The organism is Ruegeria sp. CG3, from assembly GCF_056537205.1.
Map to the genome: position 1 here is coordinate 423,373 of NZ_JBQFRC010000001.1, position 13,591 is coordinate 436,963.

17 protein-coding genes are annotated in these 13,591 nt (G+C 62.1%); 1 reads left to right on the forward strand and 16 read right to left on the reverse strand.

The window, feature by feature from the left end; translation table 11 throughout:
* Positions 1-28: 28 nt before the first annotated feature.
* From ACR0NB_RS02085 to ACR0NB_RS02110, 6 genes are all read right to left on the reverse strand, one after another.
* Entirely contained in the window at positions 29-1,333 is a 1,305-nt protein-coding gene (locus ACR0NB_RS02085; RefSeq protein WP_480774812.1) for an NAD(P)/FAD-dependent oxidoreductase, read from the reverse strand.
* Between the two features lie 12 nt (positions 1,334-1,345).
* Positions 1,346-2,704 carry a glutamine synthetase family protein gene (locus ACR0NB_RS02090; protein ID WP_170368725.1) on the reverse strand — a complete coding sequence of 453 codons (1,359 nt, stop codon included), beginning with the start codon at positions 2,702-2,704 and terminating at the stop codon, positions 1,346-1,348.
* Complete coding sequence (locus tag ACR0NB_RS02095) at positions 2,704-3,384, reverse strand: type 1 glutamine amidotransferase (RefSeq protein WP_480774813.1); 681 nt, start codon at positions 3,382-3,384, stop codon at positions 2,704-2,706. Before ACR0NB_RS02095 ends, ACR0NB_RS02090 begins: the two co-directional genes overlap by 1 nt.
* A gap of 58 nt (positions 3,385-3,442) precedes the next feature.
* Positions 3,443-4,762, reverse strand: a complete 1,320-nt coding sequence (locus tag ACR0NB_RS02100; RefSeq protein WP_480774814.1) for a glutamine synthetase family protein — start codon at positions 4,760-4,762, stop codon at positions 3,443-3,445.
* 70 nt (positions 4,763-4,832) lie between these two features.
* Positions 4,833-5,051, reverse strand: a complete 219-nt coding sequence (locus ACR0NB_RS02105) for a GDCCVxC domain-containing (seleno)protein (RefSeq protein WP_170358525.1) — start codon at positions 5,049-5,051, stop codon at positions 4,833-4,835.
* A gap of 4 nt (positions 5,052-5,055) precedes the next feature.
* Positions 5,056-5,379: a hypothetical protein gene (locus ACR0NB_RS02110; protein ID WP_170443229.1), complete on the reverse strand. Its 324-nt coding sequence runs from the start codon at positions 5,377-5,379 to the stop codon at positions 5,056-5,058.
* Between the two features lie 98 nt (positions 5,380-5,477).
* On the opposite strand from ACR0NB_RS02110, the gene ACR0NB_RS02115 reads away from it, so the two are divergent.
* Entirely contained in the window at positions 5,478-5,867 is a 390-nt protein-coding gene (locus tag ACR0NB_RS02115; RefSeq protein ID WP_480774815.1) for a MerR family transcriptional regulator, read from the forward strand.
* Between the two features lie 11 nt (positions 5,868-5,878).
* Here the strand turns inward: ACR0NB_RS02115 and ACR0NB_RS02120 are convergent, their stop codons facing one another.
* The 10 genes from ACR0NB_RS02120 to secG form a co-directional block, all read right to left on the reverse strand.
* Positions 5,879-6,685 (reverse strand): ABC transporter permease, encoded by an 807-nt coding sequence (locus tag ACR0NB_RS02120; protein WP_170358529.1) that lies wholly within the window; start codon positions 6,683-6,685, stop codon positions 5,879-5,881.
* A complete protein-coding gene (locus ACR0NB_RS02125) occupies positions 6,682-7,569 on the reverse strand; it encodes an ABC transporter permease (protein ID WP_170358530.1) in 888 nt (295 codons plus the stop codon). The genes ACR0NB_RS02120 and ACR0NB_RS02125 overlap by 4 nt, the downstream gene beginning before the upstream one ends.
* A gap of 80 nt (positions 7,570-7,649) precedes the next feature.
* The gene (locus tag ACR0NB_RS02130; RefSeq protein ID WP_093962541.1) at positions 7,650-8,399 is read right to left on the reverse strand and encodes a transporter substrate-binding domain-containing protein; all 750 of its coding nucleotides are present in this window, start codon (positions 8,397-8,399) and stop codon (positions 7,650-7,652) included.
* A gap of 32 nt (positions 8,400-8,431) precedes the next feature.
* Positions 8,432-9,208 (reverse strand): ABC transporter ATP-binding protein, encoded by a 777-nt coding sequence (locus ACR0NB_RS02135; RefSeq protein WP_480774816.1) that lies wholly within the window; start codon positions 9,206-9,208, stop codon positions 8,432-8,434.
* Between the two features lie 128 nt (positions 9,209-9,336).
* The gene (locus ACR0NB_RS02140) at positions 9,337-10,092 is read right to left on the reverse strand and encodes a phosphate/phosphite/phosphonate ABC transporter substrate-binding protein (RefSeq protein ID WP_480774817.1); all 756 of its coding nucleotides are present in this window, start codon (positions 10,090-10,092) and stop codon (positions 9,337-9,339) included.
* Positions 10,089-10,526: a tellurite resistance TerB family protein gene (locus ACR0NB_RS02145; RefSeq protein ID WP_093962539.1), complete on the reverse strand. Its 438-nt coding sequence runs from the start codon at positions 10,524-10,526 to the stop codon at positions 10,089-10,091. Before ACR0NB_RS02145 ends, ACR0NB_RS02140 begins: the two co-directional genes overlap by 4 nt.
* 20 nt (positions 10,527-10,546) lie before the next feature.
* Positions 10,547-10,996, reverse strand: coding sequence for a tellurite resistance TerB family protein (locus ACR0NB_RS02150; protein WP_170340012.1), 450 nt, complete (start codon positions 10,994-10,996; stop codon positions 10,547-10,549).
* 39 nt (positions 10,997-11,035) lie between these two features.
* The gene (locus ACR0NB_RS02155; protein WP_170337844.1) at positions 11,036-11,329 is read right to left on the reverse strand and encodes a DUF1330 domain-containing protein; all 294 of its coding nucleotides are present in this window, start codon (positions 11,327-11,329) and stop codon (positions 11,036-11,038) included.
* Positions 11,330-11,409: 80 nt separating this feature from the next.
* Positions 11,410-13,053 carry a CTP synthase gene (locus ACR0NB_RS02160; RefSeq protein WP_480774818.1) on the reverse strand — a complete coding sequence of 548 codons (1,644 nt, stop codon included), beginning with the start codon at positions 13,051-13,053 and terminating at the stop codon, positions 11,410-11,412.
* Between the two features lie 160 nt (positions 13,054-13,213).
* Positions 13,214-13,579, reverse strand: a complete 366-nt coding sequence (gene secG / locus ACR0NB_RS02165; protein WP_093962537.1) for a preprotein translocase subunit SecG — start codon at positions 13,577-13,579, stop codon at positions 13,214-13,216.
* Between the last annotated feature and the right edge of the window lie 12 nt (positions 13,580-13,591).

Below are 13,591 nucleotides of genomic sequence, written 5' to 3' on the forward strand. Positions count from 1 at the left end.
ATTTCACCGAACCGTCACAAGTGGTGGGTCAAAAGCCCAGCCGATCACGCAGGGCATACCAAGTCATCGCCAGCACCAGCAGAGGGCTGCGCAGGGCCGAGCCTCCGGGGAAGGGCAGAGCGGGCACGCGGGCCATCGTGTCGAACCCTTCGGCCTGGCCCTGGATGGCCAGCGCCATCAACTGTCCGGCATGGGTCGCAGTGCCGACCCCATGACCGGAATAGCCCGAGGCCGACAGGATGTTCGGCGCCAGGCGTGTCAGGTAGGGCATTCGCCGCATGGTGATGGCCAGCGTGCCGCCCCAAGCATAGTCGATCCGAACGTCGCGCAGATGTGGAAAGATCTCGGTCATCGGTTTGTGGACCTTGGCGGCGATGTCGGATGGAAAGCGATATCCATAGCTCTCGCCACCGCCAAACAACAGCCGCCCATCGGCGCTGAGGCGGAAATAGTTCACCACGAATTTCGTGTCGGCAACGGCTACGTCCTGCGTCAGAACCTTTGCGGCCTCGGCACCCAGCGGCTCGGTCGCGGCGATGAAATTGTTGATTGGCATGACCCGCGCGGCGACCTTGCGGTTCAAGTTCCCCAGATAGCCATTGCAGGCCAGAACCAGATGGTCGGCTGTGACCGAGCCATGTTCGGTGCGAACGGTGACGCGTGGGCCTTCCTCGATGCCCAGAACCTCGGTGTTTTCGTGTAGCGTCAGGCCGGCGGCCAAGGCGGCCTCGGCCAGACCCAGCGCATAGTTCAACGGGTGCAGATGGGCCGCGCCCATGTCCAGATATCCGCCTGCATAGGCCGGCGAGGGGCAAAGCACGCGCCCGGCTTCGGCATCCAGCAGCTCGAATTGGTCATAGCCGTAGGCGGTTTTCAGGTGCTTGGCGTGGGCGTGCAATTCGCCCCGTTCGCCGTCGCTGAAGCCCAGTGTGGCGATGCCCGGTTTCAAGTCGCAATCGATGCCGTAGCGTTCGATCAGGGATTTGGTCAGCGTCTTTGCGTCTTCGGCCAGATCCCACAGCTTGGCCGCGTCGTCGCGCCCGACCAGCTTTTCCAGGTCCTCCTGATCCATGCGCTGGGCGCTGCCCAGTTGCCCGCCGTTGCGCCCCGAGGCGCCGAAACCCACGCGATGCGCTTCAAGCAGGACCACCCTGAAACCGGCCTCGGCCAGGTGCAGCGCGGTCGAAAGGCCCGTATACCCTCCACCCACGACACAAACGTCGGCAGTGACATCGCCGCGCAGCGGCTCGGTCGGGGTTCGCGGGTGCGCGGTGGCGGCATACCAGCTGGGCGGGTAGGTGCCGCGTTTGTCATTGCTGTACAGCAGGTTCATGGCGCACATGGCTCAGACGTTCAGCAGCAGGTGTTCACGCTCCCACGGCGAAATCACCTGCAGGAACTCCTCGTACTCGGCGCGTTTTACGATGCTGTAGACCCGTGCGAACTCGGGGCCCAGAACCTGATGCAAGGCTTCGGCCTCGTCGAACAGATCCAGCGCGTTGCCCATGACCTGCGGGATGTCGCCGTCACCTTCGTAAGCGTCGCCATAGAACTGACGGCGCGGGCGGTCCTGATTGACCAGACCAAGATAGCCACAGGCCAGCGACACGGCGATGCCCAGATAGGGGTTGCAATCCATCCCGGCGATGCGGTTTTCCACCCGGCGGCTGTCGGGACCCGATAGCGGCACACGTATCCCCGTGGTGCGATTGTCGCGCGCCCATTCCAGGTTGATCGGGGCGGCATGGTCCTTGACGTAGCGCCGGTACGAGTTGACGTAGGGCGCCATCACCGCCAGCCCGGCGGGCAGGTGCAGCTGCAGACCGGCGATGAAGTTGTAGAACGCGTCCGTCTCGCCGCCCTGAGGCCCCGAGAACAGGTTCTTGCCCGTCTCCATGTCGATGATCGAGTGATGGATGTGCATGGCCGATCCCGGCTCGTCCTCGATCGGTTTGGCCATGAAGGTGGCAAAGCAGTTGTGACGCAACGCGGCCTCGCGGATCAGGCGTTTGAAATAAAACACCTCGTCGGCCAGCTTGACCGGATCGCCATGGCGTAGGTTGATCTCAAGCTGACCGGCGCCGCCCTCCTGGGTGATGCCGTCGATCTCGAACCCTTGCGCCTCGGCGAAATCGTAGATGTCGTCGATCACGGGGCCGAATTCATCCACGGCGGTCATGGAATAGGCCTGCCGCGCGGCAGCCGGACGGCCCGAGCGGCCCATCATCGGCTCGATCCCCTTGGCCGGGTCCACGTTGCGGGCAACCAGAAAGAACTCCATCTCGGGCGCGACAACCGGTTTCCACCCTTTGTCCTTGTACAGCTGGACAACGCGTTTCAGCACGTTGCGCGGGCTGAACGGAATCGGATCGCCGTCGCGGTCATAGGCGTCATGGATCACCTGAAGGGTCCAGTCACCGGTCCACGGTGCCGCCGAGGCCGTGCTGAAATCGGGCTTGAGGATCATGTCGCGTTCGATGAACCCATCCTCGCCCGCGGCCTCGCCCCAGTCACCAGTGATGGTTTGGTAGAAAATGCTGTCGGGTAGATGGAAATAGGCCTGCTTGGCGAATTTCGATGCCGGAACCGCCTTGCCGCGGGCAATCCCCGGCAGGTCCGAGATGATGCACTCGACCTCGTCCAGCCGGTGCCCGTCGATGTAATCCCGTGCTGCTTGTGGAAGTTGGTCTGTCCAGTCGGCCATCAGGCCCTCTCTTTCTTCAGGAACTCTGCCATGAAACGCCCGATATTGGCGTTGTCATCCGGAGCGTTCCATCGGGTTTTTGCGTCGTCCATCAGGGCGTCGGGCACCACGCCTTTACCGCGTGTCTCCATGAGGCCCTGAATGAAATCGTTGGAGTATTCGGGATGTGCCTGCACCGTCCAAATCGTGTCCCCGTAGGCAACCATCGCGTTCTTGCAGAACGCGTTGCTACCCAATAGCTGGGCGCCGTCGGGCAAGGCCGTCACCTGATCCTGGTGCCATGCGTTCAACGAAACCTTGCGCCCGTCATAGTCATACTCCGTGCGTCCGATCGCCCAACCCTTGTCGAACTTTTCAACCTTGCCGCCCAACGCCTGAGCGATGATCTGGTGGCCGAAACAGACCCCGATCAACGGTTTCCGTGCCGCTTGGATCTCGCGGATCAGTTGCTCGAGCTTGGGGATCCAAGGATGATCTTCGTAGGCGCCATGCCGCGAGCCGGTAATCACCCATCCACCGCAGTCGCTTGCGCTGTCGGGGAACACATCATCCACCACCGCATAGGTCACGAACTCGAAATCGTTGCCGTCCAGAAGCTGTTGAAACATCAGGTCGTAGTCGCCGAACGATCGTTCCAGCGGTTCGGGCGCGTGGCCGGTCTGCAGTATGCCGATTTTCATGAGTCACCAAATTTGATCAAATTCAATCTACCCGAGTCTCGATCCACGGGCAAGAGGATCATACGGACTCCAGATAGCTCAACCAGTGACTGTCGGGGTCCATGTCGGCAAAGCGTGCGGATTCCTGCCTTTTGGTCATCACCATGTTTCGGATCAGATCCCCGGAGAAGATGCGCGCGATGATCGGGTCCGTCTCGAATGCCGAAATGGCCGAATCCCAGTCCCCTGCCAATTGCGGAAGCCCTTCGATCTCGTAGGCATTTCCCGTGATCGGGGGCGGGGGTTGAAGGCCGTCCTCGATGCCGATCAGAGCCGCGCCCAGAACCGCGGCCAGCATCAGATAGGGGTTGATGTCGCCGCCGGCCACGCGGTGCTCGATCCGGCGGGCGGCGGGCGCACCGCCCGGAATGCGGATCGCGGCGGTCCGGTTCTCATAGGCCCAGGCCGCGCCTGTGGGGGCATGGGCACCGGGCACGAGTCGCGTGTACGAATTGCCATGCGGAGCAAAGATCAGCGTGCTGCCGGGCATGGCGGCCAGACAGCCGGCGACGGCAGAGCGCAGGATTTCGGTCCCTTCACGCCCGCCATTGTCAAAGACGTTGCGGCCCTGGCCATCCAGCACCGAGAAATGCACATGCATCCCGTTCCCCGCATCATCAGCATAGGGTTTGGCCATGAAGGTTGCGGTAAAGCCATGCTTGCGGGCCAGCCCACGGGTCAATGCCTTGAAAAGCCACGTATCATCGGCGCAGCGCATGGCGTCCTGATGGTTCAGGTTGATCTCGAACTGGCCGATACCGCTTTCGGAAATTGCCGTCTGGGCGGGAATCCCCATTTCGGCGCACCCGTCATAGAGCTCGGTGAAGAAGGCGTCGAAGGCGTCCATTTCGGCCATCGACAACACCGCCTCGCCGCGCAGCCGACGACCGGTAACCGGGTTATGCGGGGGCTTTGGTTGCGCGTCCGAGGAATCAAGCAGGGTGAATTCTAGTTCGGTCGCGGCAACAACTTTCCATCCGCGCTTGGCATAGCGTGACAGGACCGCGGCCAGCGCATGGCGGGGATCGCCGGCAAAGGGTGTGCCGTGATCGTCGTACAGGCACATCGGCACCAGCGCCGTGGGTGTGGTCAGCCAGGGCATCGACACCGGGCCGCGCTCGGTCGGGCGCAGCACTCCATCGGCGTCGCCGGTTTCGAACACCAGTGGGCTGCCCTCGATATCGGCGCCCCACAGATCGACGTTCAGCGCCGAAAACGGCATGCGCACCGCGCCGCTGTCCAGCTTGTCGGCGTAAGACGGGGGCACGCGTTTGCCGCGCATCTGGCCGTTCAGGTCACAGGCGGCGACGCGAAATGTATGCAGGGCGGCAAGGTCCATCTGGGGCTCCGTAGCTGTGCTGCGGCAAACCTAGTCGAGCTTTATGCCCTTGTCACGATATTTGATCAAATTATCCGCAGCAGCTGTCGCCTTGCTGAATGGGCGGGCAGGCTACGGTTCCGTACGAGCAATAGACACAGCAATCACCCGGCTTGGGTTTCAGTACCGTGTGACAGGCGCTGCATTCATAAAACCACTGGCAGGCGTCGGTGGGCATGGTCTCGGTCTGCGCGTGGCCGCAGGCGGGGCAGGTCAGAGTGCTTTCAAGCGTTACGGGCGTGTCTGTCATGGTCTCACATCTGTTGGATCAGAAATTCGTTGATGCGGGCCTCGTTGAACACGACGACCCAGGCGAGGGCGGTCATCGCGGTGCTGGCCGCCAAGCCCCATTTCAGATGGCGCATCTTGTCGCGCCGATAGGCCACCAGCCACGCCACCGCGATAAGCACCGTCGAGGCCGCCAGAACATAGTAGCTGAGCGCCGCGATCTGACCAAAGACGGCCAGCCAATTGCCGCCAAGGCCCAGCAACATCATCGTCATCGGCAGCACGCAGCATGCGCCCACGCCCAGGGCCGACAGGGATCCGGCAAAGCTGAGGCCGAGAAATCCGCGCATTTTGTTCCTCCGTCATTCAGGGGCCGCAGCATTGCCGCAGCGTGTGGGCAGAGGTATAAATCCTGTAGCCACTGCAGGATCAAGCGAAACGAGGTCACATGATTGCGATCGGTGAAGCGGCCCGTCAAAGCGGCGTGGGAATCGAAACCATCCGGTATTACGAGCGTGAAGGCATCGTGCCGCGCCCGGCGCGGGCGGCCAACAATCGGCGGCTGTATTCCGCGCAGGATGTGGGGCGGTTGCGGTTTCTGAAACGCTGCCGTGACCTTGGGTTTTCGCTGGGCGATGCAAAGGCCTTGTTGGACCTGTCCGAGGGCGGCGCGGCCGATTGTGCCGAGGTCAGTGCATTGGCCCAACGCCACATGGACAGCGTCCGCCGCAAGATCGCCGAGCTGCAACGGCTGGAGGCCGCCCTAAGCGAGCTGACGGCAAACTGCGCCGAAGGGTCGGTGGACTGCCCGATGCTGGGCCGGTTGCGGATGGCCTGAGCCCCGGCGCCTCAGCGCGCCAGGTTCAGGCGAAACCGCATCTTGGCCTTGCGCGCCACCGGCAGGTGCCGGTTCAGCCGCTTGTTGATCAGGCCGAACACGCCCACGATCACCAGCGTCAGCAGGATGAAATAGAACGCCAAGATCGGGTAGGGAACGAACGGGTTGAACGTCTTGTCGGCGAAATAGCTGGCATAGTACAGCGCGTCCCCGCGTTGCTGCCAGGCCGGAAAGGCCGAGAAGAAGACCAGGGTGGTGGCATGGAACAGGAAAATCGCCTCGTTCGTGTAGGCGGGCCAGGCCAGTCGCAGCATGGTGGGCCACACGATCCGGCGGAAGCGCGACCAGCCAGACATGCCATAGGCATCGGCGGCCTCGATATCACCCTTGGGGATCGACCGCAGCGCGCCATAGAAGATCTCGCCCGAATAGGCGGCGGTGTTCAGGAACAGCACGATCAGCGCCCCCAGCCAGGCCGAGGTGAAGGCGTCGAACATCGGGTAGGTCTTTTTGAGCGACAGGAACAGGAAGTACGCAAAGAAGAACTGGATGAACAGCGGCGAGCCGCGGAAGATGAAGATGAACCACTCGGACGGTTTGCGCAGCCACTTGCGGCTGGACGCCTTGCCAAGGGCCACGGCCGTGGCCAGGAAGAACCCGGTGGCCAGTGCCATCACGCCGAAATAGATGTTCCAGATCATCCCTGAGCCGATCAGGGTGAACTGTTCGCACAGGGTGAAATCGCTGCGCGGCAGCAGGCGCTCACCAAACCCGATCGAACGCAGGCCGTAGTCCTGGATGGTCTGCAGGCAGCTCATGCGGTGGTCTCCTTGCGCAGCAACTCTCCGCCCGATGTGGCCTGGCCATGCGACAGGCGGCGCATCAGCCGTTCGAGGCCGATCTCGGAAACGCGGGTCATGCCAAGGTAGAAAACCAGCAGGAACAGGAAGTACCACATGCGCCAGTCGCCATGCGGATAGGCGGTGAATTTCGAGGTCTTGGTGCCGCCCAGCTCGCGCGCCCAATAGACGATGTCTTCGACCCCCAGCAGGAACAGCAGCGGCGTGGCCTTGATCAGCACCATCCACAGGTTCGACAGGCCGGGCAGGGCATAGACCCACATCTGCGGCACGAGAATGCGCCAGAAGGTCTGGCGGCGCGTCATGCCATAGGCCTCGGCGGTTTCAAGCTGCGCCAGCGGCACGGCGCGCATGCCGCCGAACAGCACGTTGGCGGCGAAGGCACCAAACACGATCGAGAAGGTGATGACGGCCAGGAAAAAGCCGTAGGTTTCGTGCACCCATTCCGGTGCGGTGCCCAGCGGCAGCTTGGCCTGGGGGCAGACGAGGAAATCGTTGCCCTGGCGGATCGGATCGGTCCAGTCGGGACACAGCACCTGATGTCGCATCCACTCGAACCCCTGGTCCAGGGCGATCACGAAAAACAGGAAAAACGCAATGTCGGGCACACCGCGCACGATGGCGATATAGCCCTTGCCCAGCCAACCGAGTGGCGGGACATGCGACCGCGCCGCCATGGCCCCCGCAAAGCCGAAAGCCAACGCCACCGGGGCCGTCACCGCCAGCAAGGCCAGAACCTTGATGAACGACAGGTAGAACGACCAGTGCACGCCGTTGGTCAGATAGCATGAAAACCAGCGGAACGTGCCGAGCGTGTCGGGATCAGCGCAGTAGGAAAACATGGGGCGTCTTTCGAACGTCGGGTCCGGCGCGGGCCGGGGTGGGTTCGGCGCGCGTGGCGCCGAACCGCAGGACCGGATGCTTAGTTGGTGACGACCGAGCCGTCAGGTGCGTAGGTGGCGGTGTCTTCACCAAACCACTTTTTCAGCATCTCGTTCAGGGTGCCGTCCTCTTTCATCGAGGTGATGGCGGCATCGAACTTGCCGCGCAGTTCGGCATCGCTTTCGCGCAGGCCCATGCCGACGCCACCGCCCAGCGGAACCGGATCGCCGACAAAGACCAGTTCGCCATTCGATTCCTCGACCAGCGGCACCAGGTAGTCGCGGTCGGCCAGAACGGCATCAGCCTCACCGTTGCGCACGGCGGCGATGGTTTCCTCGGGCGTCGCGAACTCAACCAGAGTTGCGCCCGACTCGGCCACGTGGCCGGCCTGGATGGTGGCGGTCTGTGCGGCGACGACGCCGCCGGTCACGTCAGCATCCGCCGAGGTTGCGACATAGGCCGAAGCGGTCGGCGGATAGTAGTCCTGGGTGAAGTCGATGACCTCATCACGCTCGGCCGTGATCGACATGCCCGCGATGATGGTGTCGTAGTTGCCCGAGACCAGGTTCGGAATGATCGAATCCCAGTCGTTCTTGACCCATTCGCATTCCAGCTGGGCGCGTTTGCACAGCTCGTCGCCGACCTCACGCTCGAAGCCGTCGATCTCGCCGGCGTCGTTGATGAAGTTGTACGGAGGATAGGCGCCCTCGGTGCCCATGCGGACCGTGTCGGCCATGGCCATACCAGCGCCAAGCGCCAGCGCTGCAGTGGTCAGAATCAGGTTTTTCATTGGTAACTCCCCTGTTTGGTTCTGTCCTGATTTTATGCCGCCTTTGTGGCGGAGAGAAAGCCCCGAAGCCTTTCGGATTCGGCAGCAGTGAAAATATCTTCGGGCGAGCCTTCTTCTTCAATCAGGCCCTGGTGCAGAAACACCACGTGGCTTGAGATGTCGGCGGCCATCTGCATGTCGTGCGTGACGATGATCATGGTGCGGCCTTCCGCGGCCAGATCCTTGATCACCTTGATCACTTCCTGTTCCAGCTCGGGATCGAGTGCCGAGGTCGGCTCGTCGAACAGCAGCGCCTCGGGCTCCATGCACAGGCCTCGCGCGATCGCGGCGCGCTGTTGCTGGCCGCCCGACAGTTGCGCGGGATAGGCGTCGCATTTGTCGCCGATGCCAACCTTGTCCAGGTATTTGCGGGCGCTGTCCTCGACCTCGTGCCGGTCACGGCCCAGCACGGTGATCGGGGCTTCCATCACGTTCTGCAAGATGGTCATGTGGGCCCAAAGGTTGAACTGCTGGAACACCATCGACAGGTTGGTACGGATGCGCAGCACCTGTTTGGGATCGGCGGGGCGGCGGTGATCGCGGGTTCCGGTCCAACGCACCGGCTCACCTTTGAACAGGATCTCGCCCTCCTGGCTGTCTTCCAGCAGGTTGCAACAGCGCAGCAGGGTGGACTTGCCCGACCCGGATGATCCGATCAGCGACACCACGTCGCCGCGATGGGCGGTGATGTCCACTCCTTTGAGGACTTCGAGATTGCCAAAGCTTTTGTGCAGGTTCTTGATCTCGATGACGGGAGTGTTGTCTGTCACGGGTCGTCCTGGTGTTGTTGATTGCGTTGGTGCGGTACTAGGGCCGAAAAACAAGAGCAATGCAATGCGCAAATGACAAGTTCAAGTCCCGAAACCTCCGATTCGGCCACGGTCAGTGGTCAAATTGGTCAGCTTTCAGGCAGCAAAGCCGCAGGCGATGGCGGGTTGGGAACGGCCAGGTAGAGATCAGCTGCAATGTCGATCAACCCGCGGATGTGCAGCGCTGCCCGATCAGCCGGGGAAAGGTCTGAGATCGCGGCGCGAACCGCAGAGGCGACCAGGCCCGGATCGCGCTTGATCGCGGTGATGTAGGGCAACGCCGGGGTGGGGCGCGTGCTTTCCACCGGGCGCAGGCGCTTGCCCAGATCGGTATGCTGCTCTTGCAGCAGCACCCATGTCAGCGCGTCCAGCGATGCGAAATCGGCATGTCCATCGGCCACGGCCTGCGCCGACAAAGCGTGTCCACCGGTTTCCAGCAGGCGCGCCGGAGCAAGGCCCAGTTCGGACAGATGCGTGACCGGGGCGGCCCAACCCGATTGGGATAGCGCCTCGTTAAAAGCAAAAAAACCGGCCGCCAGTTCAGGCAGATCGCGCGCGTCTTCAGCGCGGGCCACGAAAACCGAGCAGTAGTGTCCTGGCGGACAGCCCGGCAGGTCATAATCTGGAGTGCCGACCAGATGCACCTTGCCGTGCAGGCGCGTGCGATAAGGCATGCCGCAGGTCTGGGCAAAGACAAGGTCAGGGTCCTGCCAGATCTCCCAGAAATCGCGATCACGGGTCAGATGGTTCGGACCTTCGCCCAAATGTGCGCGAATCAAACTCCAAAAGCGATCGTTGGCCGGTTGCAATGCGGGCATGTCGTACATGCCCAGCATCGCCGTCACGATTTGGCGGCCTTCTGCCGGGCTAGAGCTGAATCCACGTCGCTGACGCCCAGGAGGCTGACGACCAGCCGCAGCAGCGAGTCCTCGTCCTGCGAGCGCTGACCGTCAGCCAGCGCCACCGACCACAGCGCCTGAACCACGCCGAGGCGATGGTCGTACGGCACCGCATCCTTGATCGCACGGGTAAAGCGGACGGTATCAGGGGCCTCGGCCTCCAGATCTTCGGCCTGGGCGCGCAGCCCTGCGGCCTCAAACGGGGACAGGCCGTAGCGCTCGGCCAGAACCTTGTCGATGCGCGACATCTCGGTATCGGCATAGTCATCATCGGACCGGGCAAGGCGAACCAGCAGGGCGGCCAAGGCCAGCCGGGCGTCGTCATCGGTCAGTGGGTCGGGTTGCGGCTGGGTCAGCCGGGACAGGAAGGCGTTGAACATGGCCTAGATATAGCCGTCACTCAGCCCGCGTCCAAGCGGCTTTGCACCCGTTCGCGCGCGGCCTGGCTGTCATTGTAGCTGAGGCCCATTGCGATACGCGCTTCTTCGACGATCTTGATCTCGCCCTCGTCCGAATTGCCGTCGGCCAGCACAACCTCCCAAAGGGCCTCCATCGCGGCCAGACGTTCGTGCAAATCCGTCGTTTCGCGGATCAGTTTGCCGAACGTATCCGTGTCGGGGGCTGCGGCGTGCAGCTTCTCGCAGGTGGCGCGGACCTTGGCGGCCTCGATCGCGTTGTGCTGGTACAGCCGTGCCAGGATGCGGTCTATCAGGCTGATTTCCTCGATCTTGTAGTCGCGGTCGGCCTGCGCGACACGCACCAGCAAGGCGCCAAGCGCCAGTTCCGCATCAGGGTCCGGCAGCGTGGTCTGCTGAGGAGGGCGCAAAGCCTGCAGGAAGTTCTTTAGCAGTGGCATTGGGGAATCCGTATTTCTGTCACCGTGTCAGTGCTAGGCGTCATACCCTTCGATGATCACCAGATCACCGGATGAAACAGGATCGCGCAAGGCTTTAGCCTTTTGGTACAGGTCGCTGTCATAGCAGGCCAGGGCGGCCTCGTAGCTGGGAAATTCGATAACGACGGTTCGCGCCCGCGCTGCGCCTTCCCGCACCTGCCGATCTCCACCGCGTACCAGAAAACGGGCACCGTATTCGGCAAACGCCTCGCCATTGGCAGCGATGTAGGTCTTGTAGGTCTCCATGTCGTCTACATCGACATGGGCCACCCAGTATCCTTTGCTCACGCGGTCTGCTCCTTTTGTCCGTTCCGGCTCAAACTGAACCGGAACGCTTTGCAAAGCAAGACCAAGCCGTACAGTCCGCTTCAGACCAGACGTGACGTGACCTTGGCCGCGCGAACGAAGTCGCGGAACAACGGGTGCGGATCGAAAGGTTTGGATTTCAGTTCCGGGTGGTACTGCACGCCGATGAACCACGGGTGATCCGACCATTCGACGATCTCGGGCAGGCGTCCATCGGGTGACATCCCCGAGAAGTTAAGGCCAGCTTTCTCAAGCTGTTCGCGATACTTGGTGTCCACCTCATAGCGGTGGCGGTGTCGTTCTTCGATCTGGGTGCTGCCGTAGACCTCGGCCACTTTCGAGCCTTCGGTCAGAACCGCGTTGTAGGCACCCAGACGCATGGTGCCGCCCTTGTCGTCACCAACCTTGCGTTCGATCTTGGCGTTGCCCTGGACCCATTCCTTGAGGTGATAGACCACCGGTTCAAAGCGTTTTTTGCCGGCCTCGTGGTCGAATTCCTCGGACCCCGCGCCGGAAATGCCGGCCACGTTGCGCGCGGCTTCGATCACTGCCATCTGCATGCCCAGACAGATGCCCAGATACGGCACCTTGTGTTCGCGGGCATATTGCGCAGCCTTGATCTTGCCTTCGGTGCCGCGCTCGCCAAAACCGCCCGGCACCAGAATGGCATGGAACCCTTCCAGATGCGGGCCGGGGTCTTCGGTGTCGAAGATCTCGGCATCGACCCACTCAACCTTGACCCGGACGCGATTGGCCATACCGCCATGGGTCAGCGCCTCGGCTATGGACTTATAGGCGTCTTCCAGCTGGGTGTACTTTCCGACGATCGCGACCTTCACTTCGCCCTCGGCGTTGTGGATTCGGTCGCTGACGTCTTCCCACTTCGACAGGTCTGGCTTGGGCGCCGGGCTGATCTGGAATGCGTCAAGCACGGCCTGATCGAGACCTTCGCGGTGATAGGCCAGCGGCGCGTCGTAAATGGTCGAGAGATCCTGCGCGGCGATTACCGCGTCGGGGCGCACGTTGCAGAACAGGGCCAGCTTTTCGCGCTCTTTCTGCGGGATCGGTCCTTCGGAACGGCAGACCAGAATGTCGGGCGCCAGGCCGATTGAGCGCAGTTCCTTGACCGAGTGCTGGGTGGGCTTGGTCTTCAGCTCGCCAGAGGCCTTGATGTAAGGCAACAGGGTCAGGTGCATGAAAATGCACTGGCCGCGCGGTTTGTCCTGGCTGAACTGGCGGATGGCTTCAAAGAAGGGCAGGCCTTCGATGTCGCCCACGGTGCCGCCGATCTCGCACAGCATGAAATCGACCTCATCCTCGCCGATGGCGATGAAGTCCTTGATCTCGTTGGTCACGTGCGGGATCACCTGAATGGTCTTGCCCAGATAGTCGCCGCGGCGTTCCTTTTCCAGAACGTTTGAATAGATCCGCCCCGAACTGACCGAGTCGGTCTTTCGTGCGGCAACACCCGTGAAGCGCTCGTAGTGTCCCAGGTCCAGGTCGGTCTCGGCCCCGTCGTCGGTGACGAAAACCTCACCATGTTCGAACGGCGACATCGTGCCGGGATCGACATTCAGGTAGGGATCCAGCTTGCGCAGCCGAACCGAGTATCCCCGAGCCTGCAGAAGCGAACCCAGAGCAGCGGACGCCAGCCCTTTGCCCAAGGATGAAACAACACCACCAGTGATGAAAATAAATCGTGCCATGTTTCTTCGGCTGCCCCCGTGAGACGTCAATATCAACTGCCCGGCGGTTCGAAAAAACCGCAGCATCACGGGACTTTACGTATAAAGGATTCGCGCAAAAAGCGCAAGAGAACCGCAAGATGCTGTTGTGGTTCTCTTTCAGATTTCTAGGTTTTGTGGATCAGTCGGCCTGTGGGATCAGCGGCGCGTTGTCGCCCTGCGCCGGCGGCAGCAGGTCCTCGGCCGAGGGAACAGCAGGTGTGCTCTCTTCGGTCGCGTCCTGAGCCGGAACGCCAAGTCGGTCGATGACCGAGCTTCCAGCCGATTTTTCCGCGGCAAGAATCGTCAGGGTGATCGAGGTGACGATGAAGCAGGCTGCAAGGATCCAGGTCACCTTTGCCAGTGCCGTCGTTGCCGAACGTCCTGCAATGGCGCCACCACCGCCGCCACCCATGCCCAGGCCACCGCCTTCGGACCGCTGCAGCAGAACAACGGCGATCAGGCCCAAAGCCAAAAGAAGGTGGATGATGAGAACGACGTTTTCCATGGTGTTCCTGTG